This is a genomic window from Bacillota bacterium (assembly GCA_023511485.1).
Lineage (GTDB): Bacteria > Actinomycetota > Aquicultoria > Aquicultorales > Aquicultoraceae > CADDYS01.
In genome coordinates, this window is sequence record JAIMBH010000003.1 from 1 (window position 1) to 23,583 (window position 23,583).

The 23,583-nt window shown below is 47.6% G+C and carries 23 protein-coding genes and 2 tRNA genes; 14 read left to right on the forward strand and 11 right to left on the reverse strand.

From position 1 onward, the window contains the following. Window positions 1-96 precede the first annotated feature (96 nt). The 10 genes from K6T91_01475 to K6T91_01520 all read left to right on the forward strand — a co-directional run bounded on the left by K6T91_01475 (window position 97) and on the right by K6T91_01520 (window position 8,970). The gene (locus K6T91_01475) at window positions 97-1,008 is read left to right on the forward strand and encodes a permease (protein MCL6471475.1); all 912 of its coding nucleotides are present in this window, start codon (window positions 97-99) and stop codon (window positions 1,006-1,008) included. A 94-nt stretch (window positions 1,009-1,102) separates the two neighbouring features. Continuing rightward, entirely contained in the window at window positions 1,103-2,422 is a 1,320-nt protein-coding gene (locus K6T91_01480; GenBank protein ID MCL6471476.1) for a S8 family peptidase, read from the forward strand. A 181-nt stretch (window positions 2,423-2,603) separates the two neighbouring features. After that, entirely contained in the window at window positions 2,604-3,578 is a 975-nt protein-coding gene (locus K6T91_01485; protein MCL6471477.1) for an ATP-binding cassette domain-containing protein, read from the forward strand. Next, a complete protein-coding gene (locus K6T91_01490; GenBank protein MCL6471478.1) occupies window positions 3,575-4,354 on the forward strand; it encodes an ABC transporter permease in 780 nt (259 codons plus the stop codon). Before K6T91_01485 ends, K6T91_01490 begins: the two co-directional genes overlap by 4 nt. A gap of 88 nt (window positions 4,355-4,442) precedes the next feature. After that, window positions 4,443-5,129: a TrkA family potassium uptake protein gene (locus tag K6T91_01495; protein MCL6471479.1), complete on the forward strand. Its 687-nt coding sequence runs from the start codon at window positions 4,443-4,445 to the stop codon at window positions 5,127-5,129. 16 nt (window positions 5,130-5,145) lie between these two features. Further along, the gene (locus K6T91_01500; protein ID MCL6471480.1) at window positions 5,146-5,808 is read left to right on the forward strand and encodes an NAD-binding protein; all 663 of its coding nucleotides are present in this window, start codon (window positions 5,146-5,148) and stop codon (window positions 5,806-5,808) included. 135 nt (window positions 5,809-5,943) lie between these two features. Further along, complete coding sequence (locus K6T91_01505) at window positions 5,944-7,449, forward strand: TrkH family potassium uptake protein (GenBank protein ID MCL6471481.1); 1,506 nt, start codon at window positions 5,944-5,946, stop codon at window positions 7,447-7,449. Beyond that, window positions 7,446-7,964 carry a DNA-binding protein gene (locus K6T91_01510; GenBank protein ID MCL6471482.1) on the forward strand — a complete coding sequence of 173 codons (519 nt, stop codon included), beginning with the start codon at window positions 7,446-7,448 and terminating at the stop codon, window positions 7,962-7,964. The genes K6T91_01505 and K6T91_01510 overlap by 4 nt, the downstream gene beginning before the upstream one ends. 373 nt (window positions 7,965-8,337) lie before the next feature. Continuing rightward, window positions 8,338-8,410: transfer RNA gene (locus K6T91_01515), tRNA-Gly, on the forward strand. Window positions 8,411-8,664: 254 nt separating this feature from the next. Beyond that, window positions 8,665-8,970, forward strand: a complete 306-nt coding sequence (locus tag K6T91_01520; GenBank protein ID MCL6471483.1) for a GYD domain-containing protein — start codon at window positions 8,665-8,667, stop codon at window positions 8,968-8,970. Between the two features lie 431 nt (window positions 8,971-9,401). Here the strand turns inward: K6T91_01520 and K6T91_01525 are convergent, their stop codons facing one another. Both K6T91_01525 and K6T91_01530 read right to left on the reverse strand, forming a co-directional pair. Beyond that, window positions 9,402-10,235 (reverse strand): flagellar motor protein MotB, encoded by an 834-nt coding sequence (locus K6T91_01525; GenBank protein MCL6471484.1) that lies wholly within the window; start codon window positions 10,233-10,235, stop codon window positions 9,402-9,404. A gap of 19 nt (window positions 10,236-10,254) precedes the next feature. Beyond that, window positions 10,255-11,037, reverse strand: coding sequence for a flagellar motor protein (locus tag K6T91_01530; GenBank protein MCL6471485.1), 783 nt, complete (start codon window positions 11,035-11,037; stop codon window positions 10,255-10,257). Between the two features lie 180 nt (window positions 11,038-11,217). Between K6T91_01530 and K6T91_01535 the strand changes: the two genes are divergently transcribed. Further along, window positions 11,218-11,361, forward strand: a complete 144-nt coding sequence (locus K6T91_01535) for a hypothetical protein (GenBank protein MCL6471486.1) — start codon at window positions 11,218-11,220, stop codon at window positions 11,359-11,361. A gap of 63 nt (window positions 11,362-11,424) precedes the next feature. On the opposite strand, the gene pknB is transcribed toward K6T91_01535, so the two are convergent. The 7 genes from pknB to K6T91_01570 all read right to left on the reverse strand — a co-directional run bounded on the left by pknB (window position 11,425) and on the right by K6T91_01570 (window position 19,992). Continuing rightward, complete coding sequence (gene pknB / locus K6T91_01540) at window positions 11,425-13,290, reverse strand: Stk1 family PASTA domain-containing Ser/Thr kinase (protein MCL6471487.1); 1,866 nt, start codon at window positions 13,288-13,290, stop codon at window positions 11,425-11,427. Window positions 13,291-13,534: 244 nt separating this feature from the next. Continuing rightward, window positions 13,535-14,935, reverse strand: a complete 1,401-nt coding sequence (locus tag K6T91_01545; GenBank protein ID MCL6471488.1) for a cell division protein FtsI — start codon at window positions 14,933-14,935, stop codon at window positions 13,535-13,537. After that, a complete protein-coding gene (locus K6T91_01550) occupies window positions 14,932-16,152 on the reverse strand; it encodes an FtsW/RodA/SpoVE family cell cycle protein (protein MCL6471489.1) in 1,221 nt (406 codons plus the stop codon). Before K6T91_01550 ends, K6T91_01545 begins: the two co-directional genes overlap by 4 nt. 42 nt (window positions 16,153-16,194) lie before the next feature. Continuing rightward, complete coding sequence (locus K6T91_01555) at window positions 16,195-16,944, reverse strand: Stp1/IreP family PP2C-type Ser/Thr phosphatase (protein MCL6471490.1); 750 nt, start codon at window positions 16,942-16,944, stop codon at window positions 16,195-16,197. 140 nt (window positions 16,945-17,084) lie between these two features. Continuing rightward, a complete protein-coding gene (locus K6T91_01560) occupies window positions 17,085-17,513 on the reverse strand; it encodes an FHA domain-containing protein (protein ID MCL6471491.1) in 429 nt (142 codons plus the stop codon). Beyond that, the gene (locus tag K6T91_01565; GenBank protein ID MCL6471492.1) at window positions 17,503-18,225 is read right to left on the reverse strand and encodes a DUF3662 domain-containing protein; all 723 of its coding nucleotides are present in this window, start codon (window positions 18,223-18,225) and stop codon (window positions 17,503-17,505) included. Before K6T91_01565 ends, K6T91_01560 begins: the two co-directional genes overlap by 11 nt. 18 nt (window positions 18,226-18,243) lie before the next feature. After that, window positions 18,244-19,992 (reverse strand): serine/threonine protein kinase, encoded by a 1,749-nt coding sequence (locus K6T91_01570; GenBank protein ID MCL6471493.1) that lies wholly within the window; start codon window positions 19,990-19,992, stop codon window positions 18,244-18,246. A 133-nt stretch (window positions 19,993-20,125) separates the two neighbouring features. On the opposite strand from K6T91_01570, the gene K6T91_01575 reads away from it, so the two are divergent. Together K6T91_01575 and K6T91_01580 are read left to right on the forward strand one after the other, a co-directional pair. Beyond that, window positions 20,126-20,209, forward strand: a tRNA-Leu gene (locus K6T91_01575). A 154-nt stretch (window positions 20,210-20,363) separates the two neighbouring features. Further along, window positions 20,364-21,077, forward strand: coding sequence for a metallophosphoesterase (locus tag K6T91_01580; protein MCL6471494.1), 714 nt, complete (start codon window positions 20,364-20,366; stop codon window positions 21,075-21,077). Here K6T91_01580 and K6T91_01585 read toward each other — a convergent pair. Continuing rightward, complete coding sequence (locus tag K6T91_01585; GenBank protein ID MCL6471495.1) at window positions 21,066-21,659, reverse strand: nucleotidyltransferase family protein; 594 nt, start codon at window positions 21,657-21,659, stop codon at window positions 21,066-21,068. The genes K6T91_01580 and K6T91_01585 overlap by 12 nt on opposite strands. A 6-nt stretch (window positions 21,660-21,665) precedes the next feature. Next, the gene (larC, locus tag K6T91_01590) at window positions 21,666-22,835 is read right to left on the reverse strand and encodes a nickel pincer cofactor biosynthesis protein LarC (GenBank protein MCL6471496.1); all 1,170 of its coding nucleotides are present in this window, start codon (window positions 22,833-22,835) and stop codon (window positions 21,666-21,668) included. Between the two features lie 232 nt (window positions 22,836-23,067). Between larC and K6T91_01595 the strand changes: the two genes are divergently transcribed. Continuing rightward, entirely contained in the window at window positions 23,068-23,568 is a 501-nt protein-coding gene (locus K6T91_01595; protein ID MCL6471497.1) for a DUF4446 family protein, read from the forward strand. Window positions 23,569-23,583: the final 15 nt, after the last annotated feature.

Below are 23,583 nucleotides of genomic sequence, written 5' to 3' on the forward strand. Positions count from 1 at the left end.
GCCAAAGTCGGCCTCTTTTTAGTTGAAAGCCTTGCTAAAAAGCGGTTAAATTTAATAGAGCGTTTTTGAAAAGTTATTTACGGGAGAGGTTATACCTTGATCTTTCTACAGATATTGCAAATATTTCGCAATCTTGCCGCAAATACGCTCCCGCTATTTATTATAGCACTTACATTATCAGCCGTATTGGCTGAATATTTCCCGCTACGTTCATTAGATAACTTGCAAAAGCAGATCGGCAAGCGCTCTATTTTATTTACGGGCCTTTTTGGGGCGCTAATGCCGGCAACGCCGGCCCTTCGTGTCCTAATGGCGGAATATGCCAGGCAAGGCGGTGCAGGTTGGGCACCCATACTCACCTTCATTGCCGCTGCTGGCGCGGGTGCCCCCGCGCTTCTTATGACAACTGCTGTCGGCTTGCCGGTAGCTTTCTTAAGATTGATACTCTCCGTTTTGTTTGCTTATTTTTTGGGGGTTACAGCCATGCGGTTTATGCAGCCACAACTTAATGCTGCTTATATTGAGTCTGACCTCGAGATGCTATGCGATAGAGAATTCTGCGAATTGCCAACAAGCGGTATAACGAAGCTGGGCACAATAGTAGAGGCAAAAAATATATGGGTCAATTTTCTGAACCTGGCAAGAGTTACGCTTCCCTGGATGATTTTAAGCCTCTTGCTTGCGTCGATTGTAAGCACGGCTGTATCTGGTGAAGCAGCTAGGTCGGTATTTAGTGGCCCGTTTGCACCTTTTAAAGCTGCCCTACTCGGTATACCATTTTATTTCGCCTGCGGGACGGATGTGCCGCTTATATATGTTCTTTTAAAAAAAGGAGTAGATCTAGCAGTCGTTGTTTCGCTAATGTTGGCTGCTCCCCTTGTTAACTTTCCAGTTTTTTTGGCGGCAGGTAGGTGGCTGGGTTATAGATATGCTTTTGCTATTGTATCTTTCTTTTGGCTGCTTTCTTCAGCCATCGGTGTGTTCTTAAAATTAATAAGCCTTAAGTGATATGATTTTCTAATATACCCACTACTCTTCAAAGGAGACAAGCGTAAAATACATAAATACAACATGAAGTAGATTCATTTCATAGGAGGTATAAATGCGAATAACAGCTAAGCTGGCTGATAAGATTTCAATCGTAAAGCCCGAAGAGTTAATAAACGTTATAATTAAACTGCGTGTTTTTGACCGGGAGCTTGTTTCAGAGCTTCTAATACGTCCCCATGTAAGTATCCGTCAGGTTATTGGAATGGCAAAGGCGATCGCTCTTGCAATTCCCGCCGGTGAGATCGAAAAGATCGCAGCAGAGCCGTGGATTGAGCGGATTGAAGAAGACGAGAAGGTTTATGCTGTTCTTGATGAATCGGTTCAGATGATTGGCGCACCATCTGCCTGGGATTTTGGTTTTTCTGGTAAGAAAGTTAAGCTTGCCATTATTGATACGGGGATAGATAGGCGACATCCCGATTTTGCAAATCGCATCATTGCCATAAATGACTTTACGCTCGAGGGGTTTAAGGACAGCAATGGGCATGGAAGCCACGTTACCGGCATTGCTGCAGGAAGCGGTGTGGCCTCCGGGGGCCGCTACAAGGGCATTGCTCCTGACGCTCTAATAATTGCGGGCAAAGTCCTGCAAGCTGATGGGACTGGGCGGATGAGCGATGTCATGGCCGCTGTGGAGTGGGCCGTAAATCTTGGGGCCGACATAATCAATCTTTCACTAAGCACAGGTGAGCCGTCTGACGGCAATGATGGGTTATGCGAGATATGCGATATGGCGGTTGAAGCAGGCGTAGTTGTTTGTGCCGCTGCTGGAAACGAGGGCCCTGATAGAAGAACTATCGGCAGCCCTGCCGCCGCGCGACGCGTGATAGCAGTTGGAGCTGCCACAGCTAACGGGCTTGTTGCGGAGTTTTCATCACGGGGGCCAACGGCCGATGATCGCTTAAAGCCAGAGCTTGTTGCTCCAGGGGTAGATATAATTTCAGTGCGCGCCAAAGGCACGAGGGCCGGAAAGCCGCTTGATGCCAATTATACATCTGCAACCGGAACCAGTATGGCAGTACCGCATGTAAGTGGCGTTGCGGCCCTGCTCCTTGAGGCCAATAGAAAAGCCTCGCCGCAACTTATAAAAGAGGCACTTCTTCATACAGCAACAGATCTTGAAGTTGACGATTATGCACAGGGCGCAGGAATGCTTGCAGCCGAACCGGCATTGCGCTATGTGCAGACCCATGAAAATCCTCCTGAGCCGATTGATCAGTCACCGCCACGATCGGCTTCACTTATGCTGCTGGCAGGTCTATACGAGACATTTTCTGCGAACAGGCGCATAGGAAGGTCTAGAGCTAGGGTTGCGGCAGGCGAGAGCACGGATTCCCTTAATGAAGAGCCTGAAGCGTCGTTTCTGGATTAAGTGTCCAAGAATTGCTGGTTGAAATGATTTTTGGAATGATCTAAATGTAGGCAGGGCTTTATCCTACCAGGTAAATAGAGCGTATAGATGCCCGGCAATTAGGGCATCTATGTTTTGTAAAACATCTAAGAATAGGTTAAATTAATTCTGCATTTAGTACTTTAGGCAGGGATCTGAAACGATAATTGAAGTTGAAAACCTCAGAAAAGAATTTAACGGTATTGAAGCGGTTAAGGGAATCTCTTTTAACGTTGGCCAGGGTGAGGTATTTGGTTTCCTCGGACCAAACGGTGCTGGAAAAACAACGACTATCAATATGCTCTGTACACTTCTTAAGCCCACGGCCGGACGTGCCACTGTAGACGGTTTTGATGTCTCAAGGGAAAGGCTTTCAGTGCGAAAATCCATCGGGCTTGTTTTTCAGGAACCCAGCCTTGATGAGAGACTTACGGCACTTGAGAACCTGCGGTTTCACGCTATGATATATGGCGTACCTAAATCCGACCGCAACAGGCGCATCCCGGAGGTGCTCGAGCTAGTTGAGCTTGCTGGCAGGCAAAACGACCCAGTAAAGACGTTTTCCGGTGGCATGAAAAGAAGGCTTGAGCTTGCACGGGGTCTTCTGCATCGCCCAAAAGTCCTCTTTCTTGACGAGCCAACACTGGGGCTCGACCCGCAGACAAGGCACTATATATGGGACTATGTCAACCAGCTTAAAATTGAGGAGGGGCTCTCCATCTTTCTTACGACCCATTATATGGATGAGGCAGAGAATTGCGACCGCATTGCCATTATAGACCACGGCTTTCTCATTGCAATCGATACGCCGGAGGTGCTCAAAGAAAGCATTGGCGGCGAGGTTATCATGCTGACAACTAGAGACAATAAAAAGGCGGCTGCTGAGATAAAAGATAAATTTGGCATCTCCTGCATCGAGATAAATGGTGAGCTTTCGCTTCAAACCACAGACGGCAACCACTTTATGCCCAAGTTGGTTAGAGGGCTTGAGACCGAGGTCTTCTCGATCTCGCTTAGGAAACCTACGCTTGAAGATGTCTTCCTTAAAATGACTGGGCGGAGAATTAGAGACGAGAAGGTGGAAGGAATCGACCAGGCTAAGACGCGGATGCGGGCAAAAAGGGGGCGTACAAGATGAGAGTCGCCCTCATGGGTATCTACACCCTTTGGCTGCGAGACATAACCCGTTTCTTGAAGGATAAACCAAGGATTGTGAGCTCGGCGGCACAGCCGCTGCTTTGGCTGTTTGTCCTGGGCATGGGTATTTCCACAGCTTTTATGCGCGGCGGGAACGGCAGTCCTGAATATCTTCGCTTTATCTACCCGGGCATCATCTCGATGTCGGTTCTTTTTACATCGATATTTTCTGCCGTCTCCATCATTTGGGACCGTGAGTTTGGCTTCTTAAAAGAGGTCCTGGTAGCACCGATACCACGCTGGTCGGTCGCAGTTGGGCGCGCTCTTGGCGGAAGTACGGTTGCGGTCTTGCAGGGTGCGATAATACTTCTGTTTGCACCGGTAGTTCACGTATCCTTTGGTGTACTACAACTGTTGGGCGCGTTTTTGATTATGTTTATAATTGCGTTTTCGATGACATCATTTGGCATTTTAGTCGCTGCGCGTATGCAGACTCACGAGGGATTTCAGGTAATCATGAACTTTATTCTTCTGCCGATGTTTTTCCTCTCGGGAGCGATGTTTCCCGTTGGGAAACGACTTCCCATCTGGATGCAGGCACTTGTGCGCATCGATCCCTTAAGCTATGGAGTCGATGCCCTAAGGCAGACACTGGTTGGAAAGAATGTACTGGCAGGCATAGGGTCTTTTCCGATCTGGCTTGACCTTTTGATCATCGTCTGTTTCGGTGCAGTTATGCTAACCATCGGAGCCTACTACTTCGAGAAGACCGAGTAATCACCAAATCAAAATAAGCTAACATTGACTAAAAGCAGGTACAAGATTATCATTGCTATATCTTTTGGGTAACGCAAAGGGATGAGCTATGTACGTAGTCATAGGCGGATGCGGCCGTGTAGGTGCTCAGCTAGCAACTATGCTCTCAGATGACGGTCACAACGTGGTTGTAATTGATGCCAATCCAGGTTCATTTCGCCGGCTGGGGGCTAGTTTTAACGGTTTAACAGTTGTGGGAAACGGTTTTGACGAGCAGGTTCTTGAGAAGGCGGGAATAAAAAACGCCGATATTTTTGTGGCGGTCACCAATTTAGACAACGCCAATATAATGGCAGGTCAAGTAGCCAAGAAGCTCTTCGATGTTCCTAAGGTCATATCGAGAGTCTATTACCCGGATAGAGAAAAAACATACCATAAACTTGGCTTAGAGACTGTCTGTGGAACAACCCTGGTTGCTCGAAGGATTAGGAACTTGGTGCTGGGAAGAGAGCTTGTTTCTGAGGTCGAGCTTGACTTAAACTCACAAATCATCGAGCTGAAAGCCGTCCCGGCTATCATTGGCAAGAGGGTCGCAGACATAGAAATCGCGGGCGAGTTTAGACCGGCGATCATCATCAGAGAAGGGAAAAGCATAGTTGTTTCAGCCGATACCAAGATCGCAGCCGGCGACCTGATAATCGCTGCTATAAGCTCTCGTGCGGTTGAGAAGCTATCGAAGCTTTACGGCGTGGACATATACGTGAATGAGCCGGAATGGTTCTCATGCCCTGTCTAACTAATAAGGTGAAGATATGTATATTATTATTGGGGGCGGCGGAAAAGTCGGAGCTGCACTTGGGCGAAAGCTATCAAAAAGAGGACATGCCGTCGTCTTGGTTGAGAAGAATGAAGAGAAGTGCAAGCGACTTGCAGTTGAGAACGACGATATACTTGTAATAAATGGTGATGCCTGCGACGTTCGGTACATGGAAGAAGCTGGCGCAGAGCGGGCAGATGTGCTTGCCGCTGTGACCGGAGACGACGATGACAATCTTGTCATGTGCCAACTTGCTCTGGAAGGCTTCCATATCCCTAAAGCTGTTGCCCGGGTAAACGATCCAAGAAACGAGCGCATATTTCATGCACTTGGCATTAATGCACTTTCAAGCACCACCATAATAACTCGCCTTATTGAAGAAGAGGCGACCATTGGAGACATAGTCACCCTCCAGGCACTCAAAAAGGGCAATCTGGTCTTGGTTGAGATGGACCTCCCTAGCGATACTCCTGTGAGCGGAAAAAAGATCATGGACGTAAAACTTCCCAAAGAGATCGTCCTGGTATCCATCATTCGAAACGAAGAGGTAATCATCCCCAGGGGAAACACTATCATCAGTGCTGGGGACTCGATAATCGCTGTTACCAGTCCAGATAAGGAGCAGGTATTAAGGGATATTTTAACCGGCGCGAGGTAGTTAATGCCCAAAAAGATCAGCAAGTTAAGTCAAGTCACGCAATGTGTTGCAGGTATAGCAATCGAGGTTTTTTATGCGGTCTTGCTAGCAGCCGTGGCCTTCGCTATCAGTGCTCTAGTATTGAGGTGGTCTTAGGTGTTTCTTGTTAGGCCAAGGCTGGTAGATTTTAAAATAATCGGCTACTACCTGGGAAAGATCATTCTGGGTATTGGCTATATGATGGCTATTCCGCTTTTTATCTCCCTTTTTAATCAGGAGTGGGCGTCAGCGCTAGATTTTGTTATCGGGGTTGGCCTTTCCCTTTCAATTGGCTATCTTCTGCTTTTAGTCTGCAGAACTGGGCGGGATATTGGCTGGATCCATGGCGTTTTAGTCGTACCGGTTGCCTGGCTTGCCGCAATGGTTTTAGGAGCAGTTCCCCTTTATCTAAGCGGGCATTTTTTGTCGTTTCTCGATGCGTTGTTTGACACGATGAGCGGCTTTGCCACCACTGGCCTCACGCTTATTCAAGATCTGGATCACCTATCTTACGGACATAACTTTTGGCGGCACCTTACGATGTTTATCGGCGGGCAGGGGATAGTCGTTATCACGATCACTCTTATCGCCGGTGGTGCATCGGGTATCTATGGTATGTATATAGGGGAGGCACGTGAAGAAAAGATATTGCCGAACCTCGTGCAAACGGCGCGAGTTATCTGGCTCGTAAGCTTTATATTTCTTGGCACTGGGACGATCACACTGTGGCTGGTTGGATGGCAAGCCGGTATGCCCCCGCTAAGGGCGTTGTTTCACGGCATGATGGTATTCATGGCTGCGTTTGATACCGGTGGATTTTCCCCGCAGTCGCAAAGCATCCTCTATTACCACAGCATCGCGTACGAGTTCGCAACGATACCTTTCATGGTTGCTGGTGCCCTCAACTTTGCTCTACACTATGCGCTTTTTACCGGCAACCACCGTGAGATATTCAAAAATGCTGAGACGCTCACCCTAGCTATAACGATTGCGCTGCTCTTTGCTTTGACTGCAGGAGGTCTTTCGCAACTGGGTGTGTACGGGGATACGGTGTCGCTGTTTAGAAGAGGTTTTTATCAAATCATATCCGCGCATACCGGAACCGGTTTTATGACTATATACGGAGCGCAGTTCCCCAATCTCTGGGGGCCATTTGCAATGCTGGGGGTGGCCTTTGCTATGGGTCTTGGAGCGAGCGCCGGATCAACCGCGGGCGGCATAAAGGCGTTAAGGGTTGTGACGATGTGGAAGTCCTTCGTTTTAGAAATCAAAAGAATGGTTCTGCCACCATCAGCAGTTATAGTTGAAAAATACCATCACTTAAAGGAGAACGTTATTGAGGAGAGGCTTCTTTTGAATGCATTCTTTATCAGCTCTGCTTATATTTTAACCTACGTGTCGGGCGGTGTGATTGGCACTTACTTAGGATATCCATTCGTCAACTCCCTCTTTGAGTCGATCTCAGCTGCGGCAAATGTTGGTTTGACATCCGGAGTTACCGCTCCAAGTATGCCGGATGCACTCAAGGTCGTCTACATCATCGAGATGTGGGTGGGCCGTCTTGAGTTTTTATCTATCATGGCTCTGGTAGGTTATGCGCTGTCGGTGGTGAGGGGTAAATGATCCGTGTGTTGGTTAAGGTACTGCTTGTTATAATGATTCTCTTTGCGCTTGAGTTGCCGGCATATGGCTTGACTTCGAGCACCGAACTTCTAGAAGATGGGAAGAAGTATACGGGCAAGAGAATTATTTTTCAGGGCGAGGCTATAGGCGATGTCATGAAACGCGGCTCTTACGGGTGGGTGAACCTGCGCGACGAGGAAATTGCCGTCGGCGTCTGGGCACCGGTTGGAATGCTTGAAAAGATAAAATACACTGGCGACTACGACCACCGAGGCGATACTGTAGAAGTCGAGGGTGTATTCAGCCAGAATTGCAAGGAGCATGAGGGTGAGATCGATATCCATGCCGAGAGCTTGAAAATCGTTGAAGCAGGAGGCAAGGTGGCTCACTCCGTTGATGTGAAAAAGGTTTTAGTAGGAGGAGCCCTTTCACTGCTAGCCCTAACACTTTTTACTGTCAACCGTATTCAGAAGAGGCGTACAGTTGGCTTTGTAGGTAGAGGGCTTACAAAATAAATCAAGACCTCACATTATCTCGTTTAGAACCAATAAACGTATAAAGAGGTCTTAATATGGAAAACATTATTAATTCTATCTGCAGGCCACTAGAAGATGGAGAGTCTAAATCTTCTGCTTTACGGCTGTTACAAGCCACATGGCAAGCATCCATGGGTCAATGTTTTGCGAGACGGCGCTTAGGTTAAGGGCATTTGCATAAACCGATGAGATGTACCTACAAATTGTTAAGAGTAACCGCACAGTTGTCACTTCTTAACAGATACGGGCGAATCGGGTATAATTCAGATAAAAAGAAGCAAAAACAAGAAACAATGTCGGGATTAAAGTATTTGTCTGATTTCTTGTTTTAAGTTTTCTAGTTACTGATTGTGCGGGCATAGCTCAGTTGGTAGAGCATCAGCTTCCCAAGCTGAGGGCCGCGGGTTCGAGTCCCGTTGCCCGCTCAAAATAAACAGCCTCCGAGAGGGGTTGTTTTATTTTAAGTGGGTAACACGATTAGCTTAAGAGATCAACCCCACTCCACCCGTAAATAATTTTCTTCGTTAAGAGCATTCTACGCACACCATCCAAGTTTTTGGGTAAATAGATGACAAAAGCGATGCAGTCCATGAGCAAACAAGAAATATTATAACAACTGCCAGGTTAAAGTCGCTTTAAGAAAATTTAGTCCAGGGCTTTTGGAAGGGGAGATTGCTTTATGGCGATGTTTGTGATGCTCACCAAATTAACAGAGGAAGGGATGGAGACCCTTACGAAGAATCCTGAGAGAATCAAGCAGGTAAATGAAGAGGTTAGCCAAAAGTTCGGCGTAAAGATCATGTCGCAGTATGCCTTAATGGGACCATATGATTTTATTAATCTCATTGAGGCGCCAGACAACGACACAATTATGAAGATGGCGATCGAGCTTGGATCACGAGGAACAATTATGCCACTAACAATGCCTGCAATAGAGGTAGATCGCCTTATTGAAGACCTTAAAGGACTGGCGGAAGCGGCATAATCAGGCTTGACGACTTTTATGGTAACTGCCGATTGCTGGTTAGCATGGCTAGGGTCTGGATAAAGCATGTGCAAGATCGGAAAGCAAGAACGAAAACAGCCCTCCTCTAGAGGGCTGTTTTCGTTGCCGTTACCTAAATTACCTAATGTGATTAAATCACCATTTGCCTTGAATTGACTCCTGGTTTAAAATCACTCCTTATACGGTCTGAAATCTCATGTGAGATTTGGTGTCTCAGGGAGTTTGAAAGGGCAACGTGGAAATAATACAGGGTCTCGCCAGGATTTCTTTTATGGACAAAGACCCTTGGTTTTCTTAGCATTAAACCACTCTCCGATTGCTTTAATCCCTATATCCACTATATATATCGACATTTCGAAAAGGAGTCTTTAGTGAAATGCTGCAGCTATAACGGATATGCAATGCCGATTTTACTTTGGTAGCTTATCCCCATGGTCTACCGGGTTTGTGGCCTCTTCGGAAGCGCCAGGTTCACCCATGCTTACGATGTCTCGTAGGACGATGATCTCTACACGGCGGTTCTTAGCCCTGCCTTCAGGGGTATTGTTTGTGGCGACCGGGCGGTATTCACCATAGCCGGACGCAGAAAGTCTGCTGCTTGCGGCCGGGTACTTTGCAATCCAGTACATTATAACGCTAACAGCCCTATCGGTTGATAGATGCCAGTTTGAAGGATACCGCTCATTATGGATAGGGACGTTGTCTGTATGACCGTCGACCTTTATGGCTTTGCCCGATGGAAGAAGAATATTGGCCAGGTTATCAAGTATGGCCATAGCCTGTGGCGATAAGTCTGCCTTGCCGGACTCGAACAGCACTTTGTCAGAGAGGTTTATCACGATGCCGCGAACATCTTCTTTTACCTCAAGGCTTGTTGAGATACCGTTGGCTTTCGAGAATTCATTTATTTGCTTCATCATTTCTGAGAACTTGCGCTCCTCCTGGGCGTTTTTCAAGCCAAGAACTGCTTTTTTTGATACCTCGATATCCGTTGCCTCTCTATTTTTTCCGGTCTTGGCCTTAGCCCCGGATAAGTTATTCGGGATTACCGCAGAAGCGCTCGGGGCGAGGCCGAGTGCAGATTTTAATGATTGGGCCAATGCCTGGTATTTTGATGCATCAACGGTTGACATGGCATACATGATAACAAAAAATGCCATGAGAAGCGTGATTAAATCGGCGTAGGTAAGAAGCCAGCGCTCCATGCTGGGGCCGTGTTCGCCCTCACTCTTCTTTCTTTCCATTTGATGCTCCTTCGCAGCTTTAAGCTAAAACCGCCTGCTCGTCCATTTTATTTCGCTCGACTGGGGGCAGGAACGATTTGAGCCTGTCCTCGATGATACGAGGACTCTCGCCGGCCTGGATAGCGAGCACACCTTCGATAATTATTTCCCTTGCAATGCTCTCTTGGTTGTTGCGGGCTTTGAGCTTTGCTGCGATAGGTAGCCAGAAGATATTTGCTGAAGATACACCATAAAATGTTGCGATAAAAGCGGTGGCTATTAGAGAACCCAGGTTGCCGGTATCGCTTAGTTTCCCTAATACATGAACCAGACCCATAACTGTACCGATAATTCCCATGGTAGGTGCATACCCGCCAGCTGCTTCAAAAAATTTTATGCCGGTCTGGTGTCTCTCTTGCATAAGGTCAAGCTCTGTTCTGAGAATGTTTTTAGTAATCTCATAATCGGTGCCGTCTACAACCAGAGTCACGCCCTGGCGCAGAAAGTCGTTATCGATTTCCTCGAGCATGTTCTCGAGTTTTAAGATTCCTTCACGCCTTGCCGTTTCGGCTAATGTGACGACCACCCTGATAATTTCAGCAGAATCAATTTTCTTATCCTTGAGGGCTACTGATAGCCAGGACGGTAGTTTCATGGCATCGCGTAAAGAAAAGCAGGTCATGGTAGCGCCAAGCGTACCACCTATAACAATTACTGCGGCTGGTATATTAATAAGTGAAACTAAGTGTCCGCCTTCTAATACGACCGAAAATAATAATGAGAAAACCGCGAGCGCTATACCAATTATCGTCGCCAGGTCCATTAAATAGCCCTCTCTAAAGCCATTATGTTTTGCATGGTAAAGACTTTGTTACTAATTACTTAAGCTATATCGGCATTTGGTGGGGTATCCTTGAGAGCTATAATTGATAAATTTACCTGGGGATTCCTACCATTATTTGCCAAAATATGGCAAGTGGTTTAAAATGGAGCTGGAGGAACTATGGAGCTATCGATTGTACAGTTAAGCCCGAAAAAAATTAGCTCTTTTTACGTCTACCTGATGCTTGGCCTGCTATTTGCGCAGTGGATTGTCGTGCCTTATGCTGCCTCGCTCTACCGTCTTTTGATCGCCCGCAGAAAATAAGAAGAAGAGTTCCAATATTGTTAGAGCTCTGCTGAGGGCTGTAGAGGTGACCTGGCTACCCAACTACGGCCACTGTCCGACATAGATGGTGATAGAGGCGCCGTTTTTCTTAATTTGTTGGTTGGCGCTTGGATCCTGGCTTATAACTTTACCATCTTGGTCCTGACTTGGTGCCTTAATGTCTTCCACTTTGACCTCGAAGCCGGCACCTTCTAAGGTCTCTGCCGCATCTTCTTCCTGCTTTCCAATGACGTTTGGCACGGTTATCATCTCCGGGCCTTTGCTAACGAAAATGGTAACGGTTGAGGTTTTCTTAGCCTCGGTACCACTTGCTGGGGATGTTCTTATAACTGTACCCTTAGCATACGAGTCGCTGAATTCCTCTGCGATTGCCACGTTGAACCCGGCTTCCTTAAGAATTTCTTGCGCTTCGGTTGAAGTTTTCCCGTAAACGTCTGTCACCTGGGCGGTTTCTGGCCCTCGGCTTATATAGAGGTCTACTTTGGTACCCTCGGGCACCTCCTGGCCGGCTTCCGGGTCGGTTCGAATAACGGTACCCTCGTCGACTTCATCGCTGAACTCATTCTTTGTGTCGCCTATATCTAACCCGGCCTTCATCAGCTTTGATGCTGCAGTTGCTTCTCGGTCGCCGGTTACGTCCGGCACTTTCTTCATGTTCTTGCCTTTGCTTAAGACGACATAGACGGTGCTTCCTGCGTCTTTCTTTTCACCCGGGCCGGGGTCTTGGCTGATGATGCGGCCTGGCTCCATTGTATTGCTGAACTCACGGTCTCTCTCTGCAATCTTAAGGCCGGCCTTTTTAAGAATGCTCTCGGCTTCCTCGAAAGTTTTACCTTGAACATTTGGAACCTCAACGACTTTTTTCTGGCCCAGCCCGGCTGCATAAGCAAGCCACCCAGCAAGGACAAGAATCAGGATAACCGCAGCAACCATCAATGGCCCGCGGCCACGCCGCTTTGGCTTATCTATTACAATCGGCCTAGGGCCTCTTGCATTTCGGTTGGCATACATTGTCCTATCTACCTGTGCCGTATTGCCTGGCGGTGCCATGACCAGCGTCTCTTGCTCATCCGGGGGAGTTGCGGCAATTGGCATTCCCTCTAAGAGGCGCATAAGGTCATTTCGCATCTCAGATGCACTCTGGTATCTGCTGTCGGGATTTTTTGCCATTGCCTTTGCAACAATAATTTGCAGCTCGTCCGGAATATCGGGATTAATATCCCGCGGTGGGATCGGAAATTCGTGGACATGCTTCAGAGCGATTGCCACCGGATTGTCTCCATCAAAGGGAACTCTGCCGGTCAGCATCTCGTATAGTACTACGCCCATTGAATAAATATCAGACGTTACACCGACGTCCTGGCCGCGCGCTTGTTCTGGGGACAGGTAATGGGCTGTGCCCAGGATTGTTCCGGTTTGGGTCATGGTCGAGGTGCCGGCTCGGGCGATGCCAAAGTCGGTTACCTTAACTTCGCCCCCGCGGGTAAGAATTATATTGTGCGGCTTTATATCGCGGTGCACTATGTTATGCTTGTGCGCGAAGTTTAATGCGGAGAGTACCTTTCTTGCAATCTCAACGGCTTCTCTTGGCTTTATAGTACCCTTGGAGCTTATATATTTCTTAAGGCTCTGTCCTTCAAGAAGCTCCATCACAATAAAATAGGTACCGTTTTCGCTTCCCCAATCGTAGATGTTAACTATGTTGGGGTGATTAAGGCTTGCCGCTGCTTGGGCTTCGCGCCTGAAGCGGGATACAAAATCTTCGTCTTCAGCAAAATATTTGTGGAGGACTTTTACCGCTACCGGCCGGTCGAGAACAGTGTCAATGGCTTTATAAACATCGGCCATACCGCCGGACCCTATTTTAGCGATAATCTTATACCTATCGTTGAAAACCTGCTGCTCCATTTGCTGCCTTTGGGACACCCGTTTCTAAACAATTCTATCTATTACTTTGAATTTCCTGTTGTTTCAAGTTTATCAAGTTTCCGGCAACTAACATATTATCATAAATCAAAGGGAGCCAGAAGCCAGAATCCAAGAGCAAGAAGATATTTAAGAGCCAATGTGCCAGTGCGCCAAAGTCAAGTAATTAAAATGCTCAAGCAAGTAAAAGATATTGGCGCTCTGGTTCTTACAAGGCCTCGGCACTTTATTGGCCTGCACCCAACACCCTCATCATTATCTCTCTTGCGATCGGTGCGGCGGTTCTCCCGCCGGTGCCGCCATTTTCTACGACAGCCGCAACTAAGACCTGCGGGTCTTCCGCCGGGGCAAACCCGACGAACCATGCATGAGGCTCGCCGTTACCAACTTCTGCGGTACCGGTTTTGCCGGCAACCCGCACTCCAGGTATCTTTGCGGCCTTTCCGGTACCCTCATCCACGACTTTTTCCATAAGGCCTCTTAACACCTGCGCGGTTTCCGGCTTTATCGGGGAGAGCCAGACCCTCGGCTCGCGCTGAAAGGCAACATTGCCGTTCGGTTCCTGGATTTTTTCAACCAGATAGGGTCGCATGATCTTGCCATTGTTTGCGATGGCTGAGCAGGCAAGTGCCATAGTAAGCGGGGTTGCCTGAATCCTGCCCTGTCCGACCGCCATCCAGGCTACCTCAAGCTCATCCATATCAGACGGCCGTGGAATATGGCTTATGCCGGCTGGTATATCAAATGGAGTTTTGCGGCCAAATCCAAAATTTTCTGCGGCATCGACCAGCTTTCCACCGCCTAAGCTCTTTCCAACTTGGGCAAAAACGGTGTTAACCGACCTGGCGAACGCATCTGCAAACGTGATCTTACCAAAGCCTTTCTTTTCATAATTGGTGACCTTACCACCGTAGATTTTTATATTCGCCGGCGCATCGAAAACAGTATCGGTAGTAAGGATGGAATTTTCTAACGCTGCCGCTGCTGTTATGATTTTAAATGAGGATCCGGGCGTGAACTTGCCCTGGGTTGCCCGATTTAGCATGGGCCCGTCAGGGCTTTTGACAAGGATGCTCCAGTTATTATCGATATCATTTGGGTTATAACTTGGCTTGCTGACAAGAGCGATAACCGCACCAGTTTTTGGGTTAAGAGCGATAACAGCACCTTTTCTATCTCCTAAAAGCTTGTCTGCCAGCCTTTGGATGTCCATGTTAATTGAAAGATAAAGGTTGTTACCCGGCACGTCTTTTCCAAGAAGCCGCTTTATATAAGCATCGACTGAAGAGAGATAGCTCTGACCTGAGAGTTGCTCGTCGAAAGTCAACTCAAGCCCGGAGCGGCCGTACTTAGTAGAGTAGAAACCGGTTACCGGCGCTGCAACGCTGCCCTCCGCATAATACCTTTTATAGGAGTCGGCAACTTTCTTGCTTGTTGCAAGGACCTTGTTATCGGCACTTATTATATCGCCTCGGCGAAATTTTTGCTCATAAAGAATCGGGCGGACGTTTTCTGGTTTTGCAGTGAGCTCGCTTGCCGCGATAAACTGAAGATAGGTCAGATTGGCAACAAGCAGAACAAAGGTTGCGGTAATAATCGCGGCAAGCCTTCCAATTCGCTTGCTCATCTATCCGCCCCCTTGGCTGAAATAATAAGTAGAAGCGCGAGCAGTATGAAGTTCATCAGGATCGAGCTTCCGCCGTAGCTCATGTATGGAAGGGTAACACCGGTTAATGGTATAAGTTTAGTCGTGCCGCCAATAATTGAGAAACTCTGCAGCGCAAAGACGCTAGAGAGCCCCACGGCAGCAAGCCTTCCAAAATCATCCTTGGCTAAAAGAGCGGTTTTTAGCCCGCGCAGGATAAAGAGCAGGAAGGCTAGAATTACCGCAAACCCTCCAAGTAAACCGAGTTCCTCCGCGATGCTTGAGAAGATAAAATCGGTCTGAACCGCAGGGATAAGAGTCGGGTACCCAAGCCCTAACCCTACCCCGGTTAGACCACCGCTAGCTATCGCAAACAGGGATTGTACAATCTGGTATCCTTTGCCCGATGGGTCTATCCAGGGATCAAGCCAGATGTCAACTCGGGTTTGCACGTGAGAGAATAAAAAATAGCATGCGGCAGCGCTGGCGATAAACAGGAAGGTACCGAGAGTGACGTACACCGGCCGACCGGTTGCTACATACAACATTGCCAGGAATAGCCCAAAGAAGAGAAGAGATGTTCCCAGGTCACGCTCCAGAACCAGTATTAAAAGCGAGATAAGCCACATCACAACCAGCGGACCTAAATGTTTTAGCTCGGGCAACCAAATCCCGTAGATACGCTTAGTTGAGATGGCAAGGAGTTCACGTTTCTCCTCAAGGTAGGCAGCAAGGAAAAATACAAAAAGTATCTTGGCCATCTCGGCAGGCTGAAAGGAGATTCCCCCGATATTTAACCAAAGGCGGGCACCACCGCGCTCAACACCGATAAATATCGGGGCAAAAAGCAGGATAATGCCAAGGACAGCCAATGAGTACTTATAGTCTTTTATTGATTGGTAACGTCTGAGCAGGACAAAGGATAGAAGTATTGCAACTGTGCCTGCAATTATCCATACCGACTGAGCTACCGCAAGGTCGGGTTTAAGACGCCAGATTACAATAAGGCCCAGGCCAGACAGAAAGGCTGCAAGAGGAAGTAGCACCGGATCGGCTTCCGGGACAAAATACCGGTTAGCAACATGGATGATAAGAATCGCGGCGGTGAGAAGCCCTGCGATTCTTAGTGAATCGGCAATTGGCTGCAGAATTGTTTGCGAGAGCAAATAAAAACCGATAAATACAAGAGCAAGAACCAAAAGGAGTAAAAAGAGCTCTATATTTCGCCGGCTCAGGAAACATCACCACCCCATTCGCCACAGGCGGCCGAAACGAGAGGACGCACCTGTGTCTGGCTCAAATAAAATTACCGTAATGTTGTCTTTGCCACCGCGGTCATTTGCCCAACTGATTAATTCCCGGCATGCTTCAGTGATGTTGGTTTTATCCCTTAATACCTCGGCAATCTCATCATCTGAGAGCATGGCATTAAGGCCGTCTGTGCAGAGCAGAAACCTGTCTCCAAACAGGATTTCCTCAACTATCGTATCGACTTTAACCTCGGCCTCGCTTCCGACAGCGCGAGTGATTATGCTTCGTTGCGGATGGACCTCTGCCTCTTCAGGCTTGAGATGGCCGCTCTTTACCATCTGGGCAACAAGGGAATGGTCATTAGTAAGCTGGCTTAACTTGCCATCCCGTAGCAGATAGAGCCTGGAGTCGCCAACATGTCCGGCATAGAGTTTGCCGTCACTTGGCACAGCAACAGTAAGGGTTGTGCCCATGCCTCTTATGTCCAGGTCTTTTGTCGCCCTCTTATGGATAGCCTGATTTGCATGCTTTATTGCATTGGTTATTCTTTGCTCAACCGGTTCTTTAGACCGCTTGGTAAGCTCTGACCTTACTATATCAAGCGCCATTATGCTTGCAACTTCGCCTGCACGGTGGCCGCCCATGCCGTCTGCAACCGCAAAAATATTGCCGTCTGCGATATAGCCGTCTTCATTTAAACTTCTTTTTTTGCCGACATCGGTTAGTGCGCAGTACTTCATTTTAGCTCAAGGTTAGTTGATTGCTCATATTTCTATTTTAGATTGCACTACAAGCAATTAAAAATTATGCAAAGCTATTGGCACTCAGTTATTATCTTTTTATTTCTTTGTTTTTTAGGCTGATAGCTGATTGCTAATGGCTATTCATTAAACTGAAAAACGTTTTGGCCTATTTTGAATTTACTTCCCTTCTTAAGCTTAACTGGTTTATCGATTCGGCGGTTGCCTATAGTTGTGCCGTTTGTACTTTTTAAGTCCTCTAGCCAGTAGGCAGAATCTGCGCTGTAGATTCTGGCATGGTGGCTGGATGTAAAGTTATCATCAAGGATAATATCGCAATCGGGCGCACGTCCAATCACTAATTGGTCGGTAATTATAAAATCGATAGGTTCGTTAAATCCTGTACCCTTTAAAACAGTAACCCTCGGTATCTTCTCTTCCTCGGCACCTTCAGCCCCAATCGCCGACGACAAATCGCGTGAGACTACCTTTATAACCATAAACAAGAAGACGTAGATTAAAGCCAAAAGTAAGATATGAAGCAGTAGAGTTAGCTCGTTAAACACCACTCTCTCTCCTAAATTGAAGTTTTGTTGTACCTATTGTGATCACGTCTCCATGTTTTAAAATGCGCTCGCCGACACGCATCCCATTAACAAAAGTCCCGTTGGTACTGTCCAGGTCTTTAAGTATATATTGCGAACCTATTTTCTCAACTGTAGCATGGTGTCTTGACACATTTGGATCAGGAATAACAATGCTGTTGTCTGAAGAGCGGCCAATTTTGGTAGTAGTTTCCGGGAGCAAAAACTTGCTATCGCTACCCCCGCCAGCTCTTAATAGGTATACATGTTTTTCTATAGGTTGCGTCTTCCGGTGCGCCTTAGCATCGACTTGAGAGGCTGCTGTGTCCCTGCTCTCAAGGCTGCTTTTTATGATTATCTCGCCCAGGGTAAGTTCAGGAGAGCTATTAAAATCAATCCTGGGAGTGCCCACAATCTCATAACCTTCTCTTTTTGCATGCGTTAACAAAAAATCTTGGAACTCGGATATAAGCGTTTTTTCAAATGGCTTTAGCCTTTCGGCATCTTTCTCGCTGATTATAATGGTATAGCGGTTGGGAACATAGACTTTTGATACGCTTATTGAGCGGTGAGTGTCCATCTCGCGCACGAGTTTTTTGGCAATCTCAACCGGCTGAACACCGGATTTAAATTGTCTTACAAAAAAACCCTCAAGCAGTGACTCGATTCGCTGCTCAAAATCTCTTAACAAGCTCAAATTATCCCTCCAAAAGGATTATTCCGCGATCTCGGTCGGCCCAGGTTCTGCTTCCACGACCTTGGCTGGGGGCCGAAAGATGGGTAGCAGCAATAGTATTATAAGGGAAAAAGACAGAGACTGCATCAACCTGCCCATCTCATGTGCCCTGCCGCTGATATTTGTAAGCAGACCCTGGTAACCCATAAAAAGAACAGTAAATCCGGCAAGTGTTCCAAAGAACCACCTTCTTTTACCTCCAACAGCTGACGCCGTGGCGGCAACTATTGCCCAGAGCACGGGCTGCAGAAGCAAAAGTTTGTCTTCTATAAACGGTCCGCTTAAGAGCTGGATAATATTAATTGGGTTGGATTGCCCCCTTATCATTGCCCAGAGATTGTAAGCTTTAACCAGCTCCGGGGCAGTGCTCTCATTAAGAGCTATATTCATAAACTCAAAGGCAAGGCAGCCCAAACCAGCTATAATGGCTGCCGCAATTGGGTTGACCAACAGACCGACTAAAACCGGAAAGATAAAAGGAACCTGTATTATACCAAATGCGGCTCCAGCCACCGGTGAGACGGAAATTATCGGAAAGCGCTTGCCAACTAGGAACCAGTAGGGCAGGAGCAATAAAAACATGATAAAAAATAAGCCGAGAGAGTACTTGATTACAGAGAGCGAAAGGAAAAGAAAAGCGATGCCGACTCCGTAATCGGGCCTGAGAAGCACCACAAGGTAAACTGCAGTTGCACCAAATAGGGCTATGCTTCTTGGGATACCGTACCAATAACGGAGTATTGGCAAGAAAGGGGCACCCAGGACAAGTGCGGCAGGAGTCCTAGTAATTGACTCCTTATGCTCTTCGATAAATCGCCAGAAGCGGCTGCGCCAATTGGTATCTGTTACCTGGGCAGACTCAGCGTCTAAGTTCAGGTACCTGTTTATTAGGTTAAGTAGCACGCGCTCGGCAGTTTCGCCGGGGGCGCGAAGGTACTCGAGGTTCTCCCTAAACTCAGCTGCCGACTGGTACCTTTCATGCCCGTTTTTTGCAAGTGCCGTCATGACGCATGCATCTACGTATTCGTCCAAAGCGGGGTTGATCGAGCTTGGGGGGAAAGGCTGCAGGTGCTGTACCATATTTAAAGTCTCGGCGACCGACTCGCCGCTAAACGGGATACAATCCGTTAGAAGCTCATAAAGTACGGTACCAAGTGAATAGATATCGCTTCGTTCATCAACTGTGTCGCCACGTGCCTGCTCGGGCGACATATAGGCAAAAGTACCAATTACATCGTCACTTGTTGTGCTTGCTGCCCCTTTAAGATGCGCAATGCCAAAATCCATAACTTTAAGGCGGCCGTCGAAAAGAATCATAACGTTCTCTGGCTTGATATCCCGGTGGACGATCCCGTTTAAATGCGCTACCTCAAGGGCCCGGCATATCTCAATAGCAATCGCGATCGCCTCTTTGGGCTCAAGGGGTGCGATTCGGGAGAGGATTTTGGAGAGCGGAACACCCTCGAGAAGCTCCATGATAAGGTAGCAATCGTCGCCATCCTCCTCAAATTCGTGAACCGTTACGATGTTGGGGTGGTTTAAAAGCGCGACGGTTCGCGCCTCGCGTAGCATACGATCAGCAGAATGGCGCTTGATATGCATATGCTTGATGGCGACTTCGCGCTCCATTCGTGTGTCAAATGCTCTGTAGACATCGGCAAAGCCGCCTCTTCCGAGTTGCTCGATTACCCTATAGCGGTTTAGCAGAAGTTCTTCTGTCTTTAGCATGATAATCTGTTTCTTCAGCTGATGCGATTATTCCTTGGCTGTGTTGCGTATAAAACAAAAATGGTATAATCTATTCTGCGCGAGTATGCTTTGATGTTAGCAGATTTGCGCCAAGTTAATAAGATGCAAAGATGCGAGAATGGCGGAATTGGCAGACGCGCTAGGTTCAGGGTCTAGTCCGGGTTCCCGGGTGGGGGTTCAAGTCCCCCTTCTCGCACAGAAAAAAGTCAGCTCTAAAGCTGACTTTTTTATCGAGTGTCGATTTTTGCCCCCAACCAACCACATAAATAACTAACCCACAAACCTCTTTACCTCCACCGGCAATAATAATCTTTAAGTAGTGGAATATTTTCATCAGGGAGACGTGATCTATGGTAAGAATCGCGGCTGTAGGCGATGTTCATGCACAAGCAGGCGCCGCGTCAATGCTTAAAGCGGGCTTTGCAAATATTGCTTCAAAGGCCGATATCCTGGCGGTTGCCGGGGACTTGACTGCGCATGGACTTGCTGAGGAGGCCGAGGTGCTGGCACACATTGTTCAGGATGTGAAGATACCGATCGTTATGGTTCTTGGGAACCATGATTTTCACCTAAAGCAGCAGGAGCAGATAAAAGAGGTACTCACAAAAGCAGGCATTACGGTTCTTGATGGAGATACCGCTGTCTTTGAGATCGGTGGATACCAGGTTGGCTTTATCGGGACTAAGGGCTTTGGCGGGGGATTTGGCATAAGGGCGCTGCCGGATTTCGGCGAGGAGATATTCCGCATGATGTACAGAGAAGGTGCAAATGAGGCCGAACGGATACGTCGCGGCCTTGCAGCGCTTGAGACCGATTTCAGAATCGTCCTCTTACATTATTCACCGATAAAGGATACTCTTTTTGGCGAGCCGCCCGAGGTTTATGCGTTTTTAGGAGCATCAATAATGGCAGAGCCGATCGACAAGTTAGGGGCAGACCTCGTTTTGCATGGACATGCCCACTATGGAACTGAGAAAGGTATGACACCGGGCGGTGTTCCGGTCAGGAATGTGGCAATTCCTACTATGGGCAGACCATATGCAGTATACTCGCTAATCAGGTAGATAAGCCAGGAGCCGGTGGATTACCCAATCAGGAACAAATACTCCAATCTCCGGGTCGGATTGAGCAATAAAGAGAAGCCCTAGCATCCTTCTTACCCTGGGACGCGATCTTGTGATCAGGTAATTCCAATCGAGCTGTCCGTTCATTCTTTTTAGAATTGAGAGGGCATCAAAAAGGTCTCTTGATCTTTCCTCACTTAGTGAGTGAGCTTTCATAATAAGGAGGTCTTCTGGGGCGATGACTTTATAGATAAATCCGCCGAGCTCTCTTTCTCTAGTGTGCGCTTCTACTTCTGGAGTAAGCCTTACCGCCCCCATGGCTTCAAAGATAAGGTCGACTTTGACCCCGTTTCTAAAGGCCTGGAATAGCCATCTTGTGTCGGTTCGCTTTATGGTGAACCCTGCCTTACCCAGGACTTCAAGGGCCCTGTCAACATCTTGTTCCCGCACGAGAAAGTCAACATCGGTTGTCTCCCTCTGCCGCCCATAGACACTGACCGCTATTCCTCCACAGAGCACAAAATCGATGCCGGCGGATTTCAGCTCTCTGGCGGCCTCATTAAATACATTCCATGCGGGCAAATTCTATCAGCCTCTCTTTAGTTTTTCAATCGCTGCCTCCCGCGCCATGTCGAAGACCTCTCTAAGCGGTCTCTCCTTTAACATAGCAATCCTGCTTACATCGTCATATTCAGGCGCGACAGAAATAATCTTTCCCTTATATTTGCCCACCTTTGTGTGTATTCTACCAAGGGGAGTTTCCACGCTTATGATGTCTCGTTCTGCGACTCTGCGCGACTGCTTGGAAACTCGAACTCCAAGCGTTGAGGTTTCGGAAAATATTTTGTCGATCATATTTTCCTCTAAGCCGGCAGAGGCAAGCACGCTAAGCATCACGGCCGGCCGATTCTTTTTCATCTCGATAGGAGTGAACCATACGTCGAGAGCACCGTTCTCAAGGAGGGAATCCATTGTATATCCTAAGACCTCGGGGGATATATCGTCGATGTTTGTTTCGATAAGAATGACTTCCCCGACGGCTTCGGCTTCTTCACCAAGCAAGACCCGAAGGACGTTGGGTATCTCAAGGTTACGGGCTCCGGCGCCGTAGCCGGTTTTCTCTAGCCTCATTTGCGGAATTTCCTCAGTAAATGTCGCATATTGCATAAGGATTGCCGCGCCGGTCGGTGTGGTAAGTTCAGATGCTATTCCTGAGCTATATATCGGCGCACCTTCTAGTATTTCAAGAGTTGCCGGTGCAGGAAGGGGAATCATACCATGTTCGGTTTTTGCCATTCCGATGCCGGTAGCAACTGGTGACGAGTAGACTTTATCTATTCCAAGATAATCAAGGCCGACTACGCTCGAAACGACGTCAACTATCGAGTCGATTGCACCTACCTCATGAAAATGTATCTGGTCAATTGATTTTCTGTGGACCTTCGCTTCGGCTTCAGCTATCCGTTTGAATATAAGAAGGGAGTCGGTTTTAACTTTATCCGATAGCGCACTGGCTTCGATGAGTTCACGAATGCTGCTCCAGGTTCTAACCACTTTTTGCTCGTCGGCGGAAACGTTAAATTTAACCGCCCCGATATGTTGCCTGGTTGTCCGTTTTGCTTTTATCTCATAGTCACCGATGGCGATCTTGGAAAGCTCTTCCTCAAGCACCTCAATCGGGAGCCCCAAATCAAGAAGCGCTCCCACCACCATATCTCCGCTTATACCGGCAAAGCAATTAAAATAAGCTATCTTCATCTAACAGTCCTCCTATACAACTAAAGTAAAGCGTATTCTTTTTGTGATTGCGCTAGCTATCAGCGTTCTGCTATCAGTTATTAGCTTGAAGACAAAGAAGCAAAAGCTGAACGCCGATAGTTTCATTTTTGCTGCTTACATAGTTCTACCCTAATGCAAAGGCCAGATTTCTATTGTATAATCTGTGACAATTGTGGCGGAAGTTTTACTGCGAACAAGGGGACGCATTAAAATGACTATAAGTTTAACTGACGGCGCGATTTTGGCAATTGTCGGAGTCAGCTGGTTTGTACTGGCAATCTGGCTTCTTTACGTTACTGTAAGTATAAGTAAAATTAATCGACGTGCAAGGGCAATCGCGAAAGCAGGGGAAAATGCCGATTTTGTGAGTAAAGTCGAGAATAGTTTAAACGAAATCTCGGTTTTGAACGATAACTTAAACATAGTCAGGTCCAACCAAGAACGGCTCTCGGCCATGCTTGAAACGGCCATTAAGCGAGTCGGGGTGGTGCGCTTTGACGCTTTCGAAGACGTTGGTGGCAGGCAGAGCTTTGCGGTAGCTCTACTAAACGACCGTGGTGACGGTGTCGTTATAAGTGCTATAAACGGGCGAAATGAGGGCAGAAGTTATGCCAAGTTTATAAAGCAGGGGCGCTCTGAATTTAACCTAACGGTTGAGGAAAAACAGGCGATTTCTAAAGCGCTCACCGAAGCCAGTAAAGAACTGGTCTGACAGAAAGGGATGTAA

Excerpts from the sequence above, each read along its gene's own strand:
- K6T91_01480 (MCL6471476.1), top strand. The coding sequence starts at position 1,103 with ATGCGAATAACAGCTAAGCTGGCTGATAAGATTTCAATCGTAAAGCCC.
- K6T91_01490 (MCL6471478.1), top strand. The coding sequence starts at position 3,575 with ATGAGAGTCGCCCTCATGGGTATCTACACCCTTTGGCTGCGAGACATA.
- K6T91_01495 (MCL6471479.1), top strand. The coding sequence starts at position 4,443 with ATGTACGTAGTCATAGGCGGATGCGGCCGTGTAGGTGCTCAGCTAGCA.
- K6T91_01500 (MCL6471480.1), top strand. The coding sequence starts at position 5,146 with ATGTATATTATTATTGGGGGCGGCGGAAAAGTCGGAGCTGCACTTGGG.
- K6T91_01510 (MCL6471482.1), top strand. The coding sequence starts at position 7,446 with ATGATCCGTGTGTTGGTTAAGGTACTGCTTGTTATAATGATTCTCTTT.
- K6T91_01520 (MCL6471483.1), top strand. The coding sequence starts at position 8,665 with ATGGCGATGTTTGTGATGCTCACCAAATTAACAGAGGAAGGGATGGAG.
- K6T91_01525 (MCL6471484.1), bottom strand. The coding sequence starts at position 10,235 with ATGGAAAGAAAGAAGAGTGAGGGCGAACACGGCCCCAGCATGGAGCGC.
- K6T91_01530 (MCL6471485.1), bottom strand. The coding sequence starts at position 11,037 with ATGGACCTGGCGACGATAATTGGTATAGCGCTCGCGGTTTTCTCATTA.
- K6T91_01535 (MCL6471486.1), top strand. The coding sequence starts at position 11,218 with ATGGAGCTATCGATTGTACAGTTAAGCCCGAAAAAAATTAGCTCTTTT.
- pknB (MCL6471487.1), bottom strand. The coding sequence starts at position 13,290 with ATGGAGCAGCAGGTTTTCAACGATAGGTATAAGATTATCGCTAAAATA.
- K6T91_01545 (MCL6471488.1), bottom strand. The coding sequence starts at position 14,935 with ATGAGCAAGCGAATTGGAAGGCTTGCCGCGATTATTACCGCAACCTTT.
- K6T91_01555 (MCL6471490.1), bottom strand. The coding sequence starts at position 16,944 with ATGAAGTACTGCGCACTAACCGATGTCGGCAAAAAAAGAAGTTTAAAT.
- K6T91_01570 (MCL6471493.1), bottom strand. The coding sequence starts at position 19,992 with ATGCTAAAGACAGAAGAACTTCTGCTAAACCGCTATAGGGTAATCGAG.
- K6T91_01580 (MCL6471494.1), top strand. The coding sequence starts at position 20,364 with ATGGTAAGAATCGCGGCTGTAGGCGATGTTCATGCACAAGCAGGCGCC.
- larC (MCL6471496.1), bottom strand. The coding sequence starts at position 22,835 with ATGAAGATAGCTTATTTTAATTGCTTTGCCGGTATAAGCGGAGATATG.
- K6T91_01595 (MCL6471497.1), top strand. The coding sequence starts at position 23,068 with ATGACTATAAGTTTAACTGACGGCGCGATTTTGGCAATTGTCGGAGTC.